Genomic DNA, 17,937 nt, shown 5'->3' with positions numbered 1-17,937 from the left:
TGTCGCCAGATCCGTCAGTTTATGTACTTTGGGAAAATGGCTTGCAGAGCGCGGCACATCGGCAAGCAACGCAAAAACCTCATCATAGCTGGCAGGAATTTCAAGCTCCCGGTTCAGCTCAATCGAAACAGTAATAGCCACAGCGAACTCCTTTTTATGGTTATACGTACTACTTTTTATGTCTATACGCACTAGCTTGATTAGAAAACAATGAATGCATTTTGGCCCAACACTACCGCATTGTCATACTCATACCCTGTTAATTTGTTAACCCTGCGTTATCCTTTAGACAATTCGCGCCCGGATTCGCCTTGAATCCTGAATGCTCCCGTAAAAAGAAAGGAAGCCTCAACCATGAAAGCCATACGTTATGCGCTAATCGCCATCGTTGCACTTGTCGTTCTCGCCATTGCCGCGATTGCAATTGCCATGGTCGTTATCGACCCGAACGACTACAAACCGCAAATCGAAAAGGTGGTTGAAGAAAAAACCAACCTGGACCTCATCCTGGACGGCGATATCGGCTGGTCTTTCATTCCTCTCGGGCTTGAACTGAACGATGTAGAAGCCACTCTGGACGGTGAGCGCCTGATTGCACTGAAGCAACTGGTGGCGCAAGTCGATTTCTGGTCGCTGATTGCCATGTCGCCACAGGTCAGTACCTTTGTTCTGGATGGCCTTGATGCGCGCTTGACGGTTAATGAACAGGGCGAAGGCAACTGGACTCGCATCATGCCGGAGCCGGCAGGCGATGTCGCGCAGAAGGACAAGCAGGACGTTGCCAGCAAGCCGGAACAGCCAACCACCGCGGAAACCGGCGGCGAGCAAGGCAGCAGTGAGCCTCTGAATTTCAATGTCGAGAACGTCCAGATCAGCAATGCACAGGTACATTATAGCGACCTGCAAACTGGCCAGACGGTGACACTTGAAGATTTCACGGTAAACGCCAGCAACATTACCCTGGGCTCTGAATTCCCGCTTGAAGTTGGCTTTCGTGTAGAAACAACGCAACCACAGTTTTCTGTAGACGGGAGCATCCAAGCGCGCCTGGCGGCCAATGAGGCGTTGAACGATTTTTCCGTTTCCGGCCTGGAAGCGGAATTCAAAATGAACGGCGAAGCTTTTGCAGGCAAATCCGTAACGGCCAAACTGGGCGGTTCAGCCAAAGCCAACCTGGAAAACGAATCCGCGACCCTGAGCGACTTTACCGCCAGCCTCGCAAACCTGACCCTCAACACCAACCTTGATGTTAAAGGCTTTGGCGACAAACCCACTCTTAAGGGCAACGTGGCCATCAGCGAATTCTCCCTCAAGGAGCTGCTCGAAAATCTTGGGCAGCCCGCCATTCAGACAACCGACGAGGAAGTCCTTAAAGCCGTCGCCTTTTCTACCAACATCGGCGGCGCTGCAGGCAAACCTGCGTTGTCTGACCTGCTGATCACGTTGGATGACACCACATTCAAAGGTTCCGGCAGCTATAACCTCGACAACGGCGGCATTGTGTTTGACCTCCAGGGCGACAAACTCAACGCCGATCGCTACCTGCCACCCAAAGCAGAGGGCACAGAAACTGAAAGCGATGCCCCGACAAAAACTGCAAGCGCCGCCCCAGAGGGCGACCTGTTGCCACTGGAAACCCTGCGCGGCCTGCTTTTGGATATCGACTTCGGACTGGGCGAATTGATTGTAAGCAACCTGACCATCAACGAAATTAAAGCCAGCACAACCGCCACCAACGGCCTGTTAAAAGTTGACGAGTTCAGCGGTAAGCTTTACGAAGGCAGCTTTGGCGCCGATGTAACGATTGATGCTCGCAGCGACACGCCCAAGTGGTCGGTGAACTCCGACGTCGCCAACGTACAGACGCTCCCCCTACTGGCTGATCTGGCAGAAGTAACCATGCTCGCCGGTGGCGCCAACCTCAAAATTAATGCCACCACATCCGGCAACCGTATGTCGCTGTTGAGAGAGAATGCCGACGGCCAGATCAGCTTCGACCTTGCCAAGGGTGAATTCCGCAAAATGAATCTGACCCGCATGGCTTGCCAAGGCATCGCCTTGGTTAACCAAGACAAGCTGACAACGGATAATTGGGGCGACACAACCCCATTCGACGACATGCACGGCGTACTGGATATCAACGGCAACACTCTCGACAACACAGACCTTACCGCCTTAATGGCCGGCATGAAGCTTGAAGGCAACGGTACTGTGGATCTCAAGAAGACCCTGGTTGATTACGAGCTAGGCCTGCGCATTGTGGGTGATATTCACCGCGACAACGCCTGCCGGGTGACGGAGTACGTGGAAGACGTGGTTATACCTGTGGAGTGCCGTGGTGATTTCTCCGCAGGCGCAGCCAGCCTTTGCTCCTTCGACGGCTCGCGCTTCCGCGACACACTGAAAACCATTGCCTCGAATGCCGCAAAGAAAAAAGCCAAAGAAGAAGTGGATAAAGCGAAAGGCAAAGCTGAAGAAAAAGTACGTGAAAAGCTGGAAGAGAAGCTTGGTAAAGACGGTGGCGATAAGGTTAAAGACGCACTCAAAGGCCTGTTCAAGTGACCGCAGGCCACTTTTCTGAAAACCTTTTAGCCTGGTACGACCAACACGGCAGGCACGACCTGCGTGGCACCACAATCGCAACGCCTATCGGGTTTGGGTTTCTGAAATCATGCTTCAGCAAACCCAGGTTGCAACCGTTATCCCCTACTACAAAGCGTTCATGGAACGCTTTCCCGATGTGCAGTCTCTTGCGAAAGCGCCGGTTGATGACGTACTCAGCCACTGGTCCGGGCTTGGCTATTACGCCCGCGCACGCAACCTGCAGAAAGCCGCGCAATCGGTTATGGACAATTTTGGCGGTGTGTTTCCAGACACCCAAGAAGAACTGGAAACTCTAATAGGCATCGGCCGTTCCACTGCAGCGGCAATCGTTGCTCAGGCATTTGGCAAGCGCGCCGCCATTCTCGACGGCAATGTAAAGCGAGTACTGGCCCGCTATCACGCTGTTCCCGGCTGGCCCGGGCAAACCTCAGTGCTGAAACAACTCTGGGTACACGCAGAAGCACACACGCCAAATGAACGCATCCGGGATTACACGCAAGGCATAATGGATATGGGTGCGATGGTATGCACCCGCAGCCGACCAGCCTGCAGTGACTGCCCTCTGCAAAAGGGCTGTGCCGCATATGCCAGAGACGAGACCAGCCTTTACCCCGGCTCCAAACCTAAAAAGGCGAAGCCTGAAAAAACCACCTGGATGGTTATACTGGAAGATCACGAAGGCCGTATTCTGCTGGAACGGCGACCGCCCAGCGGCATTTGGGGCGGCCTGTGGAGCCTACCGGAACTGGACCCGGCCTATGGCGCAGACGAGCTGCAGGAGGCGTGCGAACAGAACCTTGGATTTGACTGCACAGAGCCCGAGTTGATCAGTGGCTTTCGCCATACGTTTTCCCACTACCATCTGCATATCCAGCCCGCCCGTTTGGGCGTAACCGGGCAAAACACGGTGAGGATGATGCCCAGCAGAAATGGCTGCACAGGCACGAGGCATTAGCCTGGGCCTACCTGCACCGATCCGAACGCTTCTCACAAGCCCGGAACAGACCACCCTGCTCTGATAACACAGCGCCCGCTGGCGCAATTGACACTATCTGTTATCATCCAGCCACTTACCTACGACAACAGGAGCGATCATGAGCCGCACCGTTTTTTGCCGTAAACACCAGAAAGAACTGGCAGGCCTCGATTTCCCACCCATGCCCGGCGCAAAGGGCCAGGACATCTTCGAGAATATCTCCAAGCAAGCTTGGGAAGAATGGCAGCACGAGCAAACTATGCTGATTAACGAAAAGCACCTGAGCCTGATGGATCCTAACACCCGTAAATACCTGCAGGCGCAGATGGGGCACTACTTCAATAACGAACCTTTCGACAAAGCCGAAGGTTATGTGCCACCGGAGCAATAACACCGATTTGATCAAAGCCTGATCAACCCTGAAAAGATTCAGGTATTTTTCCGGGTCGGCCTTGACTCACCACACTGAAACCGGTTTAATAGCGCCCCGTTGCACAGCAGTAAAGCAACATGCCCGGATAGCTCAGTCGGTAGAGCAGAGGATTGAAAATCCTCGTGTCGGTGGTTCGATTCCGCCTCCGGGCACCATTATTTCAATGATTTAGCCCGCCTTGTGCGGGCTTTGTTGTTCCTAGGTTGCCCAATGGGACACTCACGGGACACTAAGCCACAAAAAACCGCAAAGCCTCCCGACTCCCCTCCCCAAATCAGCAAGCAATCCACTGTCCCGCCGGGACACTTCAAACCAGTCCAAACGCCAGTTTTTTTCACCCTTACTGTCCCACCAGTGCCCAAAGCACACACTGAAAACAACTATTTTTCTCTAATTTCAATTAGTTATTTAAAAACAACTGAGGATTAAACACCCCCTTGCTGCCATTGCCTCGTGTTGTGACCTATAGTCAGAAAAGAGCCAAGCTGGTGCGCCAACATCAACTTAGCAACCACCAGCAACCTGATACCGAGATCGCCAATGGCAACTCCAGCATATCACTCACCAGCCTTCCATCTGCTCGGAGGATTAACTTGTGGCATCGTTTGAAAAACGAGCAGGCAAAGACGGCGCCGTGTGGCTGAACCCGCTACCGGAAGAGCAAATTGTTAAAGAGCAATACGCGGCTCATTAGAGCCTAAATAAACCAGGTGCCAACTACCTTGACAGACGACGATTTACAACGTCTACAAACCGGGACAGATTTAATTTAAAAGCTTCACGCCGGAAAAACTTGCTAGTAAATAAATCTGTCCCGGTTTTTCAGCGACCAAGAGGAGTCATCCCATCAATCGACTCAAACAGGCGTGACAGGTTCAAAGAGTGACCGAATCACGAAATGGAATTATGTCAGGCGTGACCTCAATCTGGATATCAAACCCGGAGAAATAGCAGACCTGCACTTTGCCGAGTCGCAACGTCCCAGAGCTCGAAAAAAGACACTCTTTCAAAGGCAACGTCTGCTCAAAAACTGAGCAGAAAAACTCACTGTGAAAAAGACCTTTCGGGGGCGCCAATTAGTATCACACCCCTACGCATTCACTGCTTTAGAAATGCCGCGGCGCTCAGTGTTAGTAGCATTCATCGAAATCCATCTACATAGAAACGGGCTCCAAGTTCGGTTGCTGTGCGCGGGTATACCTCTGTAGGATGCTACGCTGGTATTCCGTATACCGACACTCTCTAATTACAAAATGTTATCAACCTTTGCTTGACCTACCTGCGCAGTAAGTTAACATATATATGAACGATAGAGATCTCATGGAAGAACATTTAAAACAAAAACATGTGGTTAGAGACTGGAAAGGCTCTAAGTGTAACCTTACTCACTGCATGAAGTCGGAGAAAAGCTATGACGAAGCAATGTCCCATGTGGCTCCGACTAACAAAAAAAGAACGATCGAAACCTATCTCAAGCTGACCTACCAAAGACTAGTTGATGGCGAAAGGCTTTCAGGGGACAGCTGCCCGGTGCGCGAAGCAGGCATTCAAGGGACGGCAGACGCAGGACCAGGGAACGGTGATATCCATTATTACGCATTCAAGAAGAAGCCTATCAGATCATATTTTTGGTACTCGCCGTATGAGAAGGGCCTTGTGTATGTTAGCCACTATCGCTTCAAAAATTACCAGAAGCTAGATGGGAAAGACACCGAGCAAGTGCGGAATAACTTCTTCAGTCACGAGGTGAAAAAATGAGTAAAGCGATTGAACGTCAAGAGGCACAGGACACTCTTATCTTCAACGTCACTGAAGATATTCTTATTGCGATGGAAGATGCCAAAATCACCAAGGCAGAACTTGCAAGAAAATTGAATAAATCAAAAAGCCGGATCTCAAGCATGCTAAGCGGCGACGCTAACATGACCTTGAGGACACTCGCGTCCATCTGTTTCGAGCTCGAAATTGGCGTAGATGTTCGCATTGGCGATGAGTATTCGGTGCGGGATGCGCGCTCAAACCCTAAGTGGACCGACAAAGAAGCCTTTTACTTCGAAGATGAGGTCTCTAGCCAAAGAGCCCCATATTATTCAGAAAGGCTTAATGTGATTGATTTTGACTTTTGCAATGCAGGCAATGACCACAATTATTGGCAAAACAATTTCGAGGACGTAGCGGAAGCATGATTAGCGAGAGCGATTCAAAGGATCTGAAGCGTAACCAAGAGCTTCTCGATTCAGCTATTTCGAAGCTAGAGATTCAATCTGTACTAGTAAGAGAATCGAAAACTTTTGTGCGTGACAACTTCGCTCCATCAGATGAAGAGCTGAACGATTATATTACTCAAACTTTTGCCAAGCCTACACAAAGCGGAGACTCAAATGACTCTCTACAGTATGGGTTTAAAATAATGGCAGGAATTCGACTGATCCATAAGGATGACATCGAACACGCGAGGGAGAGCGATTCGACAGATTTCATCTGCGCTGAAATTCGGACTCACTTTGTTGCTCTTTACGATGCTAAGGAGTCATTGTCGAAGGACGAAGAAAATATCTTCCATCAAAAGAATGCTATCTTTAACGTTTGGCCCTATTGGCGAGAGTTCGTTCAACAAATGGGCTGGAGAATGGGGGCCCCCTATTTTCACGTCAAGCTTCTTAAGCAGAGAAATTTAGTAAATCCAAAACATCAGCCCAAAAAATAATCACTCTAGCGAATAGAAACCTCGCCAGATGACTGACTCTATTCGCGCGATTGTATATAGGGTTTATCTCACTCAGCAACTTGTGAATCAAGACTAGCCCTAATTAGAAAAAACACAACATATAGACACATTAAAATATAGTGGGGCTATATAAGGGAATAGTGATGAATTGTGGCAATGTGATCCGAGGAAAACTGAGCGCATCGCATAATCAGTGTTATGTCCGAGTAGCCCAGCACTCTCTGCAAGGTGCCTCTGAGCTATAGCCAGATACCTTTATAAACCTGAACGGGTAACGCACCACGGGTGGGCAGTTGCTCACGACGAAGCAAAACTGAATCCGGGATCGTTGCTTTAACACCTTGAAATTAATCCAGTACGCGGCCGGCGTTGTCGTTCACTGGGAGCTATTCAACATATAGGGAGACGACTACATCAAAATGCACCCTCAGTTAAGAAAGAGCGCAGTGCACCCGGCTAGGAGCAGGATGAAATAGGATAGACATTACTACCTGAAGACCCTTTAATTGTTGGCGAAATAGAAGCTTCAGCAGAAGAGTCAGAAAAATACCCACGAGGAAGACCTGACAACGACTCAATCTCTTTCGCAGGCAATCCAATTGAGTGAAGAGCTTCTGACTTAGAGATCAGATTATTCTCGTTTAGCATCTGAAATGCTCTCGACAAAAGCTTTGGCGATTCAAATGAAAAATCACAGTCTAATGGCTCAGCCTTTGTCCAACCTCTTGCAGAGCGACCCTTGAAAAACCGCATTTTATCGTACTCATCAATTATACCGAGTTGATAACTACGCATAATCATTGCAGCAACAGAGACTTTCCAGCGCGTTTTAATTGCCAAAAAAGAGTCCAAAGTTGGAATACTAATATCACATGAAAAACTTTCTGCCGGCAAAAGAAACGCTCCAGCGAAATAATCAGCTTGACGCTCAATTTCTTTGTAATACTTTCTGAAACTTTTTAAACCTACATGCTGATGCAAGATAACATGTCCTAACTCATGAGCCGCATCAAAACGGTTCCTTATTGGATTTGCTTTATCTCTTCCGATAAAAATATATGGCCTATTAGTTAAACTGCTCCATAACGAAACACCGTCCATGTTAGCAAAACCAAGCTGATCAGCAGCACAAAGGATTCCCGAACTTTCTAAAGCAAGAAGTACATCATTAACAGGGCCTTTTCCTAAACCCATGACGCGCCTTGCATCGGCCGCTATAAGCTCAATATCACGATCATCAAGTGACAGAAAACTTCCAGCATGGAGTTTTGGGAGTTTTAGTTGCGGCCAATCGACCCAAGCTTCCAAAAACTTCGATATTTCCGCTACCCAATCCAGCTTTACCTTTGCAGTCTGCCTAGCTAGTTTCGTAGCGTTCGCCATTGAACGATAAAACGCAGGCCTCTCTGAAGAGTCGGGCAAAGGTTTAAGAAAAAAACGATCTTTGACTCCGAAAAACAGACTGAGCGCGCGAAGTTTTTCTATGGTAGGGAACTGATGCCCGGACTCCCATTTACTCAACGTTGCAGGCGACACACCAAGAGCATTAGCGATGCTAGTTTTGGTAACACCAGCATACTCTCTAATCTGAGCTAACCTAAGTGGTTGAAATTCTCGAATGCCTACTCTCATGACAACTAACCTAATCTAGACCTTCCGCTTTGCGAAGCGCGATCTTAAGGCTTGGCCAAGCAGTGTCAACCTGATTAGATTCTTCCCCCATCTGGAAAAACGGATAAATCTCCTGAAGAGGCACATCAAGGTGATTGCTAGACCAATCGGTGTAAGGCACAGTAAGGCTTAAAAGTGCAGGCTGATGTTGTTCATTATCCTTTGGATTCGGATGGATCACTGTAGCAACTACGTGCAAGGAGTCTTCAAGGTCTGGTGGTGGCTGCATCCAGAAATCATAATTTTGAGGTTCTAGAACTGCGTTTTTCAGACTCATCAGCTTCCGGTGCTTTGCCAATCTCGGTTTAGATGAAGCGTGCAGCTCAATGTGAGAGAGAGTAATATTGCCGGAACAGAGCAAAATGTAATGCTCGCCTCTGGGCTCTGTCGCTATGATCTTGGACTCAAAACGGCTACTCAGCGCAGCCAGAGCGTCATCAATAAGATATCGACGAACTTGAGAGCGGTAACGAGATTTTGGCGTGTGCTTGATCCTACGCTCTGTGTCTTCATGCGCAGCTTTGTATGCTGACCGAACAGAGTCCTCAACACCCAGCAACAACTCTCGATCCAAGTGAAAAGCAATATATTGAAGTAACTGCTCTTGAAGTTTAGTCACGAAACCCCCTATCTGTTTTTTCCTAAAACGGATTTTACCATCTTTTTTTTAACTTAAGAAAGAGGTAACGCCCCTCCTGATATCAAGCTGATAAGTTCAGACTGGTTTCGTAGACTACCTAGGAGGCAAGCCTGAGCAAATCTGCTTTTCAGAAACTGGCATGAGGGCCTCCCTAGCATGATCTCAGCTCAGGTTTGCACTATAACGGGAGCGCGCTAAATTGTAAGCGTCCGCCCATCACACTTTGTTAATGCTCGCTGACTTCCAATTATGCGGTAACAGTTCATCAATGGCGTTGTTCTTCTGCGTCGGCAGCTTCGTCAGAACATCTTTCAAATAGGCATACGGATCATGCCCATTGAGCTTTGCGGACTGGATTAACGCCATCACTGCGGCAGCGCGTTGGCCGCTTCTCAGTGAGCCCGCGAACAACCAGTTACTCCGACCCAATGCCCACGGGCGTATCTGGTTTTCCACCCAGTTATTGTCGATGGGCACTGCGCCATCGTCGAGATAACGCGTCAGCGCTGCCCAGCGTTTGAGGCTGTAATCCAAGGCTCTGGCCGTGCCGGAGCCATCCGGCACTTTCTGTCGGTACGCGAGCACCCATTGATGCAGGGCATCGGCAATGGGTCGTGCTTTTTCATTTCTGATTTGCTGTCGCTTATCCGGTGGCAGATCTTTGGTTTCCCGCTCGACTTGGTAAAGCTGGGCGATGTATTCCAAGGCCTGTGCCGCTATTTGGCTTTGATTAGCCTGGTGCAGGTCGTAGAACTTACGGCGAGCGTGAGCCAGGCAACCGATTTCAGTGATGCCGTTGCCGAAGCCCGCCTTGTAGCCCGAGTAATCGTCGCAAACCAGTTTGCCTTGCCAGCCTTCCAGGAAGGTTCGAGCGTGCTCGCCCGCCCGGGTCGGGGCGAAGTCGTAAACAACGGCTCTCAGACCCGAGAACGGCGTGGTGCAATAGGCCCAGACGTAGGCTTTGTGGGTTTTCTTCTTGCCCGGGGCCAGCATGCTCACCGGTGTTTCGTCGGCGTGCAGAACGCCGTGTTCCAGTAGTGCATTTCTAAGAGCATTTACCAGCGGTTGCAACTGCACACCGCAAGCGCCTACCCACTCCGCCAGAGTGGAGCGTGGGATGGCGAGACCAGCACGGCCGAAGATGCGTTCTTGACGGTATAGCGGTAGATGATCCGAGTACTTGGCCACCAGCACCTGAGCCAGTAATCCGGCGGTGGGAATGCCTTTATTGATAACCTGCGGAGGCACCGGTGCCTGGGTCAGGGTTTCGCACTGCACACAAGCCCATTTGCCACGGATGTGGCGCTCTACTGTGAACTCGCCGGGCACGTAATCCAGTTTCTCACTCACGTCTTCACCAATGCGCTTGAGCTGGCAGCCGCAGCGACACTGAGTGCTCTCGGGTTCGTGATGGATCAGGGTGCGGGGCAACTCCGGTGGCAGTGGAGCTCGCTTGGGTTGTGCTTTTGGCTTGGGCGGTGTTTCGGCGGCTGTGAGTTGTGCCAGTTCAGCCTCAATGGCAGCAATGTCGCTGTCGATCAGCTCATCCAGCAAGCGACCTTGAACCGCATCCAGTTGTTCGCTGCGACGGGCGAACTTGTGGCGTTTAAGGATGGCCACTTCGTGGGTCAGTTTCTCGATGACTGCATCGCGGTGTACGAGCGCCCGATCCTTATTTTCTACGCGATCGAACAGATCCGTGACTAGGGCACGGAGTTGATCGGCAGAGAGCTGGTTAAGATCGGGACGTTGTGACATACCGAGCAGTATGCCAAGCCATGGCCACCAAGACGATGCGCCATTCTGATGATGGTCTGGGTAACCGGCTTGTGGTTACAGAATTGAGATCACGCCGGCGGCACCGAGACGCTGCCACGGCAGCCCTTGAGCCAGCGCGGCCAACTGTTCGTCCGTTAATAACAGTTGCTTGCCACGCCAGGTTTCGCCCCAGTGGAACTTGCCGCGATTCAATCGACGGGCACAGAGCCATATACCAAGACCATCGTGGATCAACACTTTCATTCGGTTGCCCCGTTTGTTGGCGAACAGATACGCACAATGGGGTCGGGCTGAGCCGAACACCTGGACGACACGCGCAAGCGCTGTATCTGGTCCAGCCCGCATATCCAAGGGCTCGGTGGCCAGCCAGATCTCGTCAATGCGGATCATGGCAACAGTTCGCGTAGAAACGCCGCACATTGCCGACTTTGATCGGCGGGCCACTCCACGACAACCGAGCCGCCGGCTCGTGGAATCTCGATTCGGATGGTGCGATTCTTATCGGCAGGCTTCGTGGAATGCCCTCCCGCCGCTGACAAACAGACTGGTACAAAGGCTGGAGGTTGGCTTCCATCTACTTGCTTCGACTCTCTGATCCAGCGCCGAAGTTGGTTGGCGTTGAGGTCGTTATCCAGGGCAATACGGGAAACAGACGCTCCTGGTCTGTGGCACTCGGCCACCAGCCGAGCTTTAAATTCCGGAGCGTGCCGACGGCGCTTTCGGTAAGGGCGGGTTACGCTTACGTTGTTCATAGATAGTGTCCACTAAAGAATAGGTGGACACTATCTTGAAGGCTGTGGAGTCAGGCTCAAGATGGGTTTGCCGGACGCTTACGCTAAATTGCGGTATTTCCTGCTCAGCTCCCTCTCTTTGGAATTCTCCAGTCCAGGTTCCTCACATTTGCCTGTTAGTGCGTATCACGCTCAGGTCTGTATGTTCACGAGTTTGCTGCCGGCGGCCTTATTCTGAGCGTATTTGTTCCTGTCTTGCCCGCCCGGCCAGGTAATCACTCGGTGAAACATTAGAACCCGTGGATGGCGGTTGAATTGGATCGAAAGAACCGTTGAATGTTGGTCGGCCACCAAGCAGTTCTTTCATGATGACGAACAAAAAAAGCCAATGATGCCGATTATTGCCTAGGAGACAATATTATCGACAACCACTGCAGAGAATATTGTGAGTCAGGACATCGTTCACCCCATTGAAACACTGTTAGAACGCGGACTTCTCCCGATCAGTGTGACACCTACCAGTTACAAATGAAGGTGTTTCCAAAGGCCCCAGGACACCATTATTTCCGACAAGTTCGCCCGCCTAGATGTTGGCTTTTCGTTTCTGGGGTTACTGTGTAGATAGCCTTAGGCGCTGTGTAAGCACAGCACAGGTTTTCGGCGCAGCCCGCCAACCCCCTGTTCGCCAACCAGACCAGTATCTTCAGAAACATTGGAACCCAAACCGTTTTACCAAATCGACAACTCGTTTACACTCCCCAGCCTTGCGTACTCGACGACTTTTTCAACTGGCGACCAAATCATGTCCGCTTTCAAAACCTACAACCTGAGGTTTTCATGTTTTCTGCATTGAGCTCTGTTTTTCGCCCTATTATGCGCCTGGGGCTAGTTTCTCAGATTGCACTCGGCATTGTTGCCGGTGTGCTGCTGGTGATCATATCGCCCGAGGCTGCGCAGTCTGTGGCGCTTCTTGGCCAGCTGTTCGTCTTAGCACTGAAAGCTGTGGCCCCCGTGTTGGTTTTTGTGCTGGTGGCTGCAGCAATAGCCGGGCACAAGCAGGGACAGCCCACCCATATCCGTGGCGTGTTAATGCTCTATATCGTAGGGACGCTTGTGGCCGCAATGGTTGCCGTGGTGGCCAGCTTCTTGATACCGACAGAGCTAACTCTGGACCTTTCAGGCGTCAGCGGTAACCCGCCTTCGGGCATTGCGGAAATTCTGACAAACCTGCTACTCAGCGCTGTTGCCAACCCTGTCACTGCACTGATGGAGGCCAACTTCATTGCTATTCTGGCCTGGGCGATTGGCCTGGGTTTTATGTTGCGTAACGCCAGTGAATCCACGCGCCAAGGCCTCAACGATCTTTCTGACGCAGTCTCCGGCATCGTTCGTGGGGTTATCCGCCTGGCGCCTTTGGGGATTTTCGGGCTGGTTGCCAATACGCTGGCAGAGGCGGGCCTTGGTGCACTACTTGAGTATGGCCAGCTACTGGGGGTTATTGTGGGCTGCATGCTGTTTGTGGCGCTGGTGACAAACCCCTTGCTGGTATTCTGGCAAACACGCAGAAATCCTTACCCGCTCGTATTTGAATGCTTACGCGGCAGTGCGATCACCGCTTTTTTTACCCGCAGTTCGGCAGCCAACATACCCGTTAATCTTGCGCTGTGTGAGCGCATGAAGCTGGATGCCGACACCTACTCAATATCTATTCCGCTGGGCGCGACCATCAACATGGCTGGTGCCGCGATAACCATTTCAGTGATTACCCTGGCTACCGCGAATACCCTTGGCATCCCTGTTGATTTCCCCACCGCACTGATTCTTTCCGTGGTCGCGGCTTTGGCTGCTTGCGGCGTTTCAGGCGTGGCCGGCGGCTCGTTGCTTTTGATTCCTCTGGCAACCAGCCTGTTCGGGGTGCCTACCGAAGTTGCCATGCAGGTGGTGGCAATTGGCTTCGTTATCAGCGTGGTACAGGATTCCACCGAAACAGCCCTCAACTCATCCACCGACGTGCTGTTCACCGCGGCGGCGTGTCATCGGGCAGAAGCCAAGCAAGGATGAGTGGCTAAAGCGTTATGGGTGTGCAATCTGCGCCAGAAACTCCAAATATTGGAGGTGCGCTCGCTCCGCGGCGATTGGCCTAAACGTAACCTTTTGGCCTGGCTTACACTGAGCCAGGCGACTGCAGGATAGGGGCGTCAGGGTGCCGAGCCTTGGGTAGCCGCCAATGGTTTGGCGATCATTCAATAACACGATTGGCTGACCGTCAGGCGGAACTTGTACCGCCCCCAAAGCCAAGCCTTCAGAAATCATGTTGTTTATAGCACACTTCAGTAGTGGTCCTTTCAGGCGTACGCCCATTCGATCCGAGCGGTTGTCTACTGTCCAGTTCCGATTGAAGAAATCAAACAGACTACGGCCACTAAACTCCCCTACCTGAGCACCAAGAACCAAATTCAATACCGCCGGCTGAGCATAATCAATCTTTTCAGCCTCCGGCGTTTGACGTGTGCCTGGGCGAACCCCGTGCACTTGATGATTGAACCTGAGCACGTCACCCACGGCAAGCTGGCGCCCATCACCACAATGCCCTCCAAGCTTTTCCCGTGCCACGCCCGAAAGGCTGCCAAGCACCGGCTCTGCCTGAAACCCTCCGGCCACGGACAAATAAGCCCGCAAGCCATTGCGCGGCGAGGCAAATGCCAACACTTGTCCAGCGCGCATCTGAAATGCTGCCCAGCTCTGAATAGAGTCTCCATCCACTGTAGTACCGAGATCCGCGCCTGTTAAAGCAAGAGAAAGGTCTGTAGTGGCTTCCAGGCTCAGGCTACCAAGGTCACCTCCAGTGCGGAGGCTCCCCAGGCATTTCCGGCCAGGTAGTTGCCCCAGGCCCAGGCGTGAAGATCCACTGCACCGCCTTGGGTTATACCAAGATGGCGCACACCGAAACGCCCAGCATCCTGGAGTGAAGCCAGAGGGCCGGCGTTAATAACCTTGAACGCATCCGCAAGCTTCACTGTCAGGAGTCCTCCTGTGGTGTGGGGTCGCCACCCAATCTGAGAAATTCCTGCTTGTTAACTGGCACCATTTGCACGCGGTCGCCTACTTGCAGGTAGCTCATCTGTTCACGGAGGTGATCAAACAAAACCACCGGCGTGCGTCCAAGCAGGTTCCAGCCACCTGGAGATGGAGACGGATAGGCCGCGGTTTGGAGACCGGCAATAGCAACGCTGCCGGCATAAACTTTCGGCCTGGGCGTAGCTAGTCGTGGGGCTTCAAGGCGAGGATCTACAGATCCCATAAAGGCAAAGCCAGGGGCAAAACCCAGAGCAAACACTTGATACACGGTTCCTGCGTGTAGCTCGATCAACGCTTCCACGCTCAGTGCATTTTTTTCTGCCAAGGGCAACAAGTCAGGGCCAACCGTTGGCTCGTACCAAACTGGCAGTTCTCTTAGAGGCCCGCCACCACTCTCTGCCCCACTCACCTCAGCTGGTGACAACTGGGCAAGCAGCTCCTGCAGTTTTAGGCGCGCCTGTTCGGGCCGCAAGAGGCGGGGATCATATTGCACCAGCAAGGTAGTATACGAAGGAACCAGATCAACCAACGCCGAACCAAATGCTTCCTCGCACTTACGACAAAGAGCCATCACAGAGGCAAGGTTGTTTTCATCTATTCGATCAAACAGGCGAACCAGCCAAGCGCCTACGCCCGCGTTTTCAATCCGAGGGTAAGCATTCATTAACGCTCCGTGGCCAGTGCCGAGCGAATGGCTTGTGCTGCAAGTATCGACGCCTCGTTGTCTCCATGAACGCACAGAGTGTCTGCTTGCAGAAGCAGGTCTTGCCCCTCAACCGTCTGTATCGGCAACCCTTTTGCAAAGCAGATAGCCTGCTCAACAATGAGCTTTTGATCGTGGTGAACAGCGCCTTGCTTGCTACGAGATACCAGGCGACCATTTTGGTGGTAGGCGCGGTCTGCAAACACCTCGAACCACAATTTCAGTCCATGTTCCCGCGCCAGAGCCCAAACAGGCTCGGGCTCTGTAGTGGCTGGAACAACAAGCACAAGCTCTGAGCCAAAAGCCTGCACCCCGCGCATCACCGCAGCCAGCAGCGCGTGATCACCCGCCATGTCGTTGTACAGGGCGCCGTGAGGTTTAACGTAGAACAACTGGGCACCCTCGGCCTTGCACATAGCCGCCATAGCGCCAACTTGATAGAGCACCAGGTTCTCTACTTGTTCTGGCGTGCAAGCCATTGATCTGCGGCCAAACCCGACCAGATCCGGATAAGACGGGTGTGCACCCACAGTGACGCCGTGCTCTGAAGCCAGGCGCACCGTAGCGCGCATAATATCCGGGTCAGAGGCATGAAAACCGCAGGCGATATTTGCCAGGTCCAACAACGGCATCAGCGCCGCGTCGTTTCCCATGACCCACGGGCCGAGGCTCTCGCCTACGTCCGCATTCAGCAGCAGTTGTGTCATGTTATCGCGCCTCTATTATCCGGCCCAGTGTTCAGCAACACCCTCTGATTTGAAGGTAGCTGCCCCTTTAAATTAAAACAAATCGTGACCCCGCCAGCGCTATGTTCCTTTCAGCGTTAACAAATTTCAACTGAAGTAATCTCCCTCAACCACTACCCAATGGCGTTTTGCAGTTAATCCTTACCGCAGGTGGCATGCCAGAACGTAAGCTAAAAGCTCTTGGCGAGAGCCACAACCGTTCGCATTATAACATCAAGCCCGAGTGGCATTCATTGTGGCTGGACGCACTGATGAAAACCGTACGTCTTCACGATTCGGATTACACCAAGGAGCTTGGGGACGCTTGGATAGAAGTGCTTACACCGGGAATTGATCTGATTCGGGGAGCTTACTGAACGCCCAGTTGATACCTCTTGATTCAGCCAAGTGATTTCCACACACTTGGAGATCAGCCCTCAATCGAAAACTGCGTTTATGCTATACAAACTACTGCCTGGCTTGCTTTGGTTGCAGGGATATACAGCCCATACGTTAAGGCGAGACGTGGTATCGGGCCTGGTTATTGGCGTTATGCTAATACCACAAAGCATGGGCTACGCGGTGCTGGCTGGTTTACCGCCAGAGTTCGGGCTGTACGCTTCGATCTTCCCACCACTTATGTACGCCCTGCTGGGGACCTCCAACAAGATTTCCATCGGCCCAGTGGCGCTGGACGCCATTCTTATTCTCTCTGGCCTCAGCGTGCTCGCCGAGCCGGGTTCAGATCGCTACCTTCAGCTGGCTGTGGAACTTACGCTACTGGTCGGTTTGATTCAGTTTCTGTTCGGGCTGCTGCGGTTTGGATTTATCGTCAACTTCCTCTCCTACCCGGTTGTTGTTGGCTACACCTCGGCTGCTGCCATTATCATTATTGGCAGCCAACTCCAGAACCTGACGGGGGTTCATGTAGATAGCGCCAATGTACTGGACCTTTGCTATCAATTGTTGCTGAACATAAGTGACTGGCACCGCATAACGGTGGCCATTGCTGTGACAAGCCTGCTGTTTATCTTTTTTTGCAAACGCTTGGTACCAAAGCTACCTCATGCGCTTTTCCTGCTGGTTAGCACCATGCTGCTGTCGGGGTTGTTCCACGCCGGGCAGGCAGGCGTAGACGTAATTAATTCGGTACCAAGCGGCTTCCCAGCCCTGCAGTTCCCTGATTTCGATTTTGCAAAGCTTGGCGAGCTGTTGCCCGTGGCGTTTACCGTGGCATTGATGGGCTTTGTAGGCACCATGTCGATATGCAAATCGCAGGAGTCGACCAAAGATAAACGCAGTGTGCAGCCAAACCAGGAGCTGATCGCACTCGGCTTGGCCAACGCCTTGGGCGCCATGTTCCGCAGCTTTCCGGTTTCTGCCAGCTTTTCACGCAGTGCCGCGCTGCGAGAGGCGGGTGCGCTAACTCAGGTATCGGCCCTGGTCTCCTCTGGTTTGATTGCCGTTACGGTGCTCTTTCTTACGCCTTTATTTACCGACTACCCCCTACCGAAAGCCGTCCTGGCCGCGATTATCGTTATGTCTGTACTGGGGCTGTTCAAGTACAAAGAAATGAAAACCCTGTTCCAGCAAGACAGGAAAGAATTTCTGATCCTGTTGGTCACGTTCGTGATCACACTGTTGCTGGGCGTTCAACAAGGCTTGCTGGTGGGCGTGGCCGTGTCGCTGATACTGGTGATATACAACAGCACGACGCCACACATGACCGAGCTGGGCAAGCTCGACGGAGAGGATCTTTACCGAAATATACACCGATTCGAAACCATCAGCGTACGCAAGGACGTGCTGATTTTCCGCTTCGATGCGCCGTTGTATTTCGCTAACAAAGACTATTTCAAAACGCGGTTA

Annotated in this window: 15 protein-coding genes, 1 tRNA gene and 2 pseudogenes; 10 read left to right on the top strand and 8 right to left on the bottom strand. The window is 51.8% G+C overall.

Features of this window, described 5'->3' with window-relative positions:
* Window positions 1-354: 354 nt before the first annotated feature.
* The 7 genes and pseudogenes from BCA33_RS15565 to BCA33_RS15535 all read left to right on the top strand — a co-directional run bounded on the left by BCA33_RS15565 (window position 355) and on the right by BCA33_RS15535 (window position 6,720).
* Window positions 355-2,562 (top strand): AsmA family protein, encoded by a 2,208-nt coding sequence (locus BCA33_RS15565; RefSeq protein WP_071267279.1) that lies wholly within the window; start codon window positions 355-357, stop codon window positions 2,560-2,562.
* Window positions 2,559-3,623: pseudogene (gene mutY / locus BCA33_RS15560) on the top strand (A/G-specific adenine glycosylase). Before BCA33_RS15565 ends, mutY begins: the two are co-directional and overlap by 4 nt.
* Window positions 3,624-3,698: 75 nt before the next feature.
* On the top strand, window positions 3,699-3,971 hold the full coding sequence (locus tag BCA33_RS15555) for an oxidative damage protection protein (protein ID WP_071267277.1): 273 nt from the start codon (window positions 3,699-3,701) through the stop codon (window positions 3,969-3,971).
* Between the two features lie 121 nt (window positions 3,972-4,092).
* Window positions 4,093-4,168 (top strand) — tRNA-Phe (locus BCA33_RS15550).
* A 1,165-nt stretch (window positions 4,169-5,333) separates the two neighbouring features.
* Complete coding sequence (locus BCA33_RS15545) at window positions 5,334-5,771, top strand: hypothetical protein (RefSeq protein ID WP_071267275.1); 438 nt, start codon at window positions 5,334-5,336, stop codon at window positions 5,769-5,771.
* Entirely contained in the window at window positions 5,768-6,199 is a 432-nt protein-coding gene (locus BCA33_RS15540) for a helix-turn-helix transcriptional regulator (protein WP_071267273.1), read from the top strand. Before BCA33_RS15545 ends, BCA33_RS15540 begins: the two co-directional genes overlap by 4 nt.
* Window positions 6,196-6,720 carry a hypothetical protein gene (locus BCA33_RS15535; protein ID WP_071267271.1) on the top strand — a complete coding sequence of 175 codons (525 nt, stop codon included), beginning with the start codon at window positions 6,196-6,198 and terminating at the stop codon, window positions 6,718-6,720. The genes BCA33_RS15540 and BCA33_RS15535 overlap by 4 nt, the downstream gene beginning before the upstream one ends.
* A gap of 477 nt (window positions 6,721-7,197) precedes the next feature.
* Here the strand turns inward: BCA33_RS15535 and BCA33_RS15530 are convergent, their stop codons facing one another.
* The 5 genes from BCA33_RS15530 to BCA33_RS19925 form a co-directional block, all read right to left on the bottom strand.
* Window positions 7,198-8,373, bottom strand: coding sequence for an ImmA/IrrE family metallo-endopeptidase (locus BCA33_RS15530; protein ID WP_071267269.1), 1,176 nt, complete (start codon window positions 8,371-8,373; stop codon window positions 7,198-7,200).
* A gap of 10 nt (window positions 8,374-8,383) precedes the next feature.
* A complete protein-coding gene (locus tag BCA33_RS15525; protein ID WP_071267267.1) occupies window positions 8,384-9,031 on the bottom strand; it encodes a hypothetical protein in 648 nt (215 codons plus the stop codon).
* 237 nt (window positions 9,032-9,268) lie between these two features.
* Window positions 9,269-10,810 carry an IS66 family transposase gene (locus BCA33_RS15520; protein WP_071267265.1) on the bottom strand — a complete coding sequence of 514 codons (1,542 nt, stop codon included), beginning with the start codon at window positions 10,808-10,810 and terminating at the stop codon, window positions 9,269-9,271.
* A 75-nt stretch (window positions 10,811-10,885) separates the two neighbouring features.
* Window positions 10,886-11,221 (bottom strand): IS66 family insertion sequence element accessory protein TnpB, encoded by a 336-nt coding sequence (gene tnpB, locus BCA33_RS15515; protein WP_071267281.1) that lies wholly within the window; start codon window positions 11,219-11,221, stop codon window positions 10,886-10,888.
* Window positions 11,218-11,583, bottom strand: coding sequence for a transposase (locus tag BCA33_RS19925; protein ID WP_083394789.1), 366 nt, complete (start codon window positions 11,581-11,583; stop codon window positions 11,218-11,220). The genes tnpB and BCA33_RS19925 overlap by 4 nt, the downstream gene beginning before the upstream one ends.
* Before the next feature lie 816 nt (window positions 11,584-12,399).
* Between BCA33_RS19925 and sstT the strand changes: the two genes are divergently transcribed.
* Entirely contained in the window at window positions 12,400-13,623 is a 1,224-nt protein-coding gene (gene sstT, locus BCA33_RS15510) for a serine/threonine transporter SstT (RefSeq protein ID WP_071267263.1), read from the top strand.
* A gap of 12 nt (window positions 13,624-13,635) precedes the next feature.
* Here sstT and BCA33_RS15505 read toward each other — a convergent pair.
* The 3 genes and pseudogenes from BCA33_RS15505 to BCA33_RS15495 form a co-directional block, all read right to left on the bottom strand.
* Window positions 13,636-14,552: pseudogene (locus BCA33_RS15505) on the bottom strand (biotin-dependent carboxyltransferase family protein).
* 29 nt (window positions 14,553-14,581) lie between these two features.
* Window positions 14,582-15,304: an allophanate hydrolase subunit 1 gene (locus BCA33_RS15500; RefSeq protein WP_071267261.1), complete on the bottom strand. Its 723-nt coding sequence runs from the start codon at window positions 15,302-15,304 to the stop codon at window positions 14,582-14,584.
* Entirely contained in the window at window positions 15,304-16,050 is a 747-nt protein-coding gene (locus BCA33_RS15495) for a 5-oxoprolinase subunit PxpA (RefSeq protein WP_071267259.1), read from the bottom strand. The genes BCA33_RS15500 and BCA33_RS15495 overlap by 1 nt, the downstream gene beginning before the upstream one ends.
* 194 nt (window positions 16,051-16,244) lie before the next feature.
* Here BCA33_RS15495 and BCA33_RS15490 point away from each other — a divergent pair, with 194 nt between their 5' ends.
* A complete protein-coding gene (locus tag BCA33_RS15490) occupies window positions 16,245-16,445 on the top strand; it encodes a globin (RefSeq protein ID WP_175469806.1) in 201 nt (66 codons plus the stop codon).
* 79 nt (window positions 16,446-16,524) lie between these two features.
* On the top strand, window positions 16,525-17,937 hold a 1,413-nt coding region (locus BCA33_RS15485; protein ID WP_083394791.1), incomplete at its 3' end, for a SulP family inorganic anion transporter.

Source organism: Marinobacter sp. AC-23 (assembly GCF_001858325.1).
Taxonomy (GTDB): Bacteria; Pseudomonadota; Gammaproteobacteria; order Pseudomonadales; family Oleiphilaceae; genus Marinobacter.
The sequence above is the reverse complement of the archived record's forward strand: the minus strand, read 5'-3'. Positions and strand labels throughout refer to the sequence as shown.

Bases quoted from the DNA above. Each gene is read 5' to 3' on its own strand.
- BCA33_RS15535 (WP_071267271.1), top strand. From the start codon at position 6,196: ATGATTAGCGAGAGCGATTCAAAGGATCTGAAGCGTAACCAAGAGCTT.
- BCA33_RS19925 (WP_083394789.1), bottom strand. From the start codon at position 11,583: ATGAACAACGTAAGCGTAACCCGCCCTTACCGAAAGCGCCGTCGGCAC.
- BCA33_RS15490 (WP_175469806.1), top strand. From the start codon at position 16,245: ATGCCAGAACGTAAGCTAAAAGCTCTTGGCGAGAGCCACAACCGTTCG.
- sstT (WP_071267263.1), top strand. From the start codon at position 12,400: ATGTTTTCTGCATTGAGCTCTGTTTTTCGCCCTATTATGCGCCTGGGG.
- BCA33_RS15500 (WP_071267261.1), bottom strand. From the start codon at position 15,304: ATGAATGCTTACCCTCGGATTGAAAACGCGGGCGTAGGCGCTTGGCTG.
- BCA33_RS15540 (WP_071267273.1), top strand. From the start codon at position 5,768: ATGAGTAAAGCGATTGAACGTCAAGAGGCACAGGACACTCTTATCTTC.
- BCA33_RS15495 (WP_071267259.1), bottom strand. From the start codon at position 16,050: ATGACACAACTGCTGCTGAATGCGGACGTAGGCGAGAGCCTCGGCCCG.
- BCA33_RS15565 (WP_071267279.1), top strand. From the start codon at position 355: ATGAAAGCCATACGTTATGCGCTAATCGCCATCGTTGCACTTGTCGTT.
- BCA33_RS15530 (WP_071267269.1), bottom strand. From the start codon at position 8,373: ATGAGAGTAGGCATTCGAGAATTTCAACCACTTAGGTTAGCTCAGATT.
- tnpB (WP_071267281.1), bottom strand. From the start codon at position 11,221: ATGATCCGCATTGACGAGATCTGGCTGGCCACCGAGCCCTTGGATATG.
- BCA33_RS15545 (WP_071267275.1), top strand. From the start codon at position 5,334: ATGGAAGAACATTTAAAACAAAAACATGTGGTTAGAGACTGGAAAGGC.
- BCA33_RS15555 (WP_071267277.1), top strand. From the start codon at position 3,699: ATGAGCCGCACCGTTTTTTGCCGTAAACACCAGAAAGAACTGGCAGGC.
- BCA33_RS15520 (WP_071267265.1), bottom strand. From the start codon at position 10,810: ATGTCACAACGTCCCGATCTTAACCAGCTCTCTGCCGATCAACTCCGT.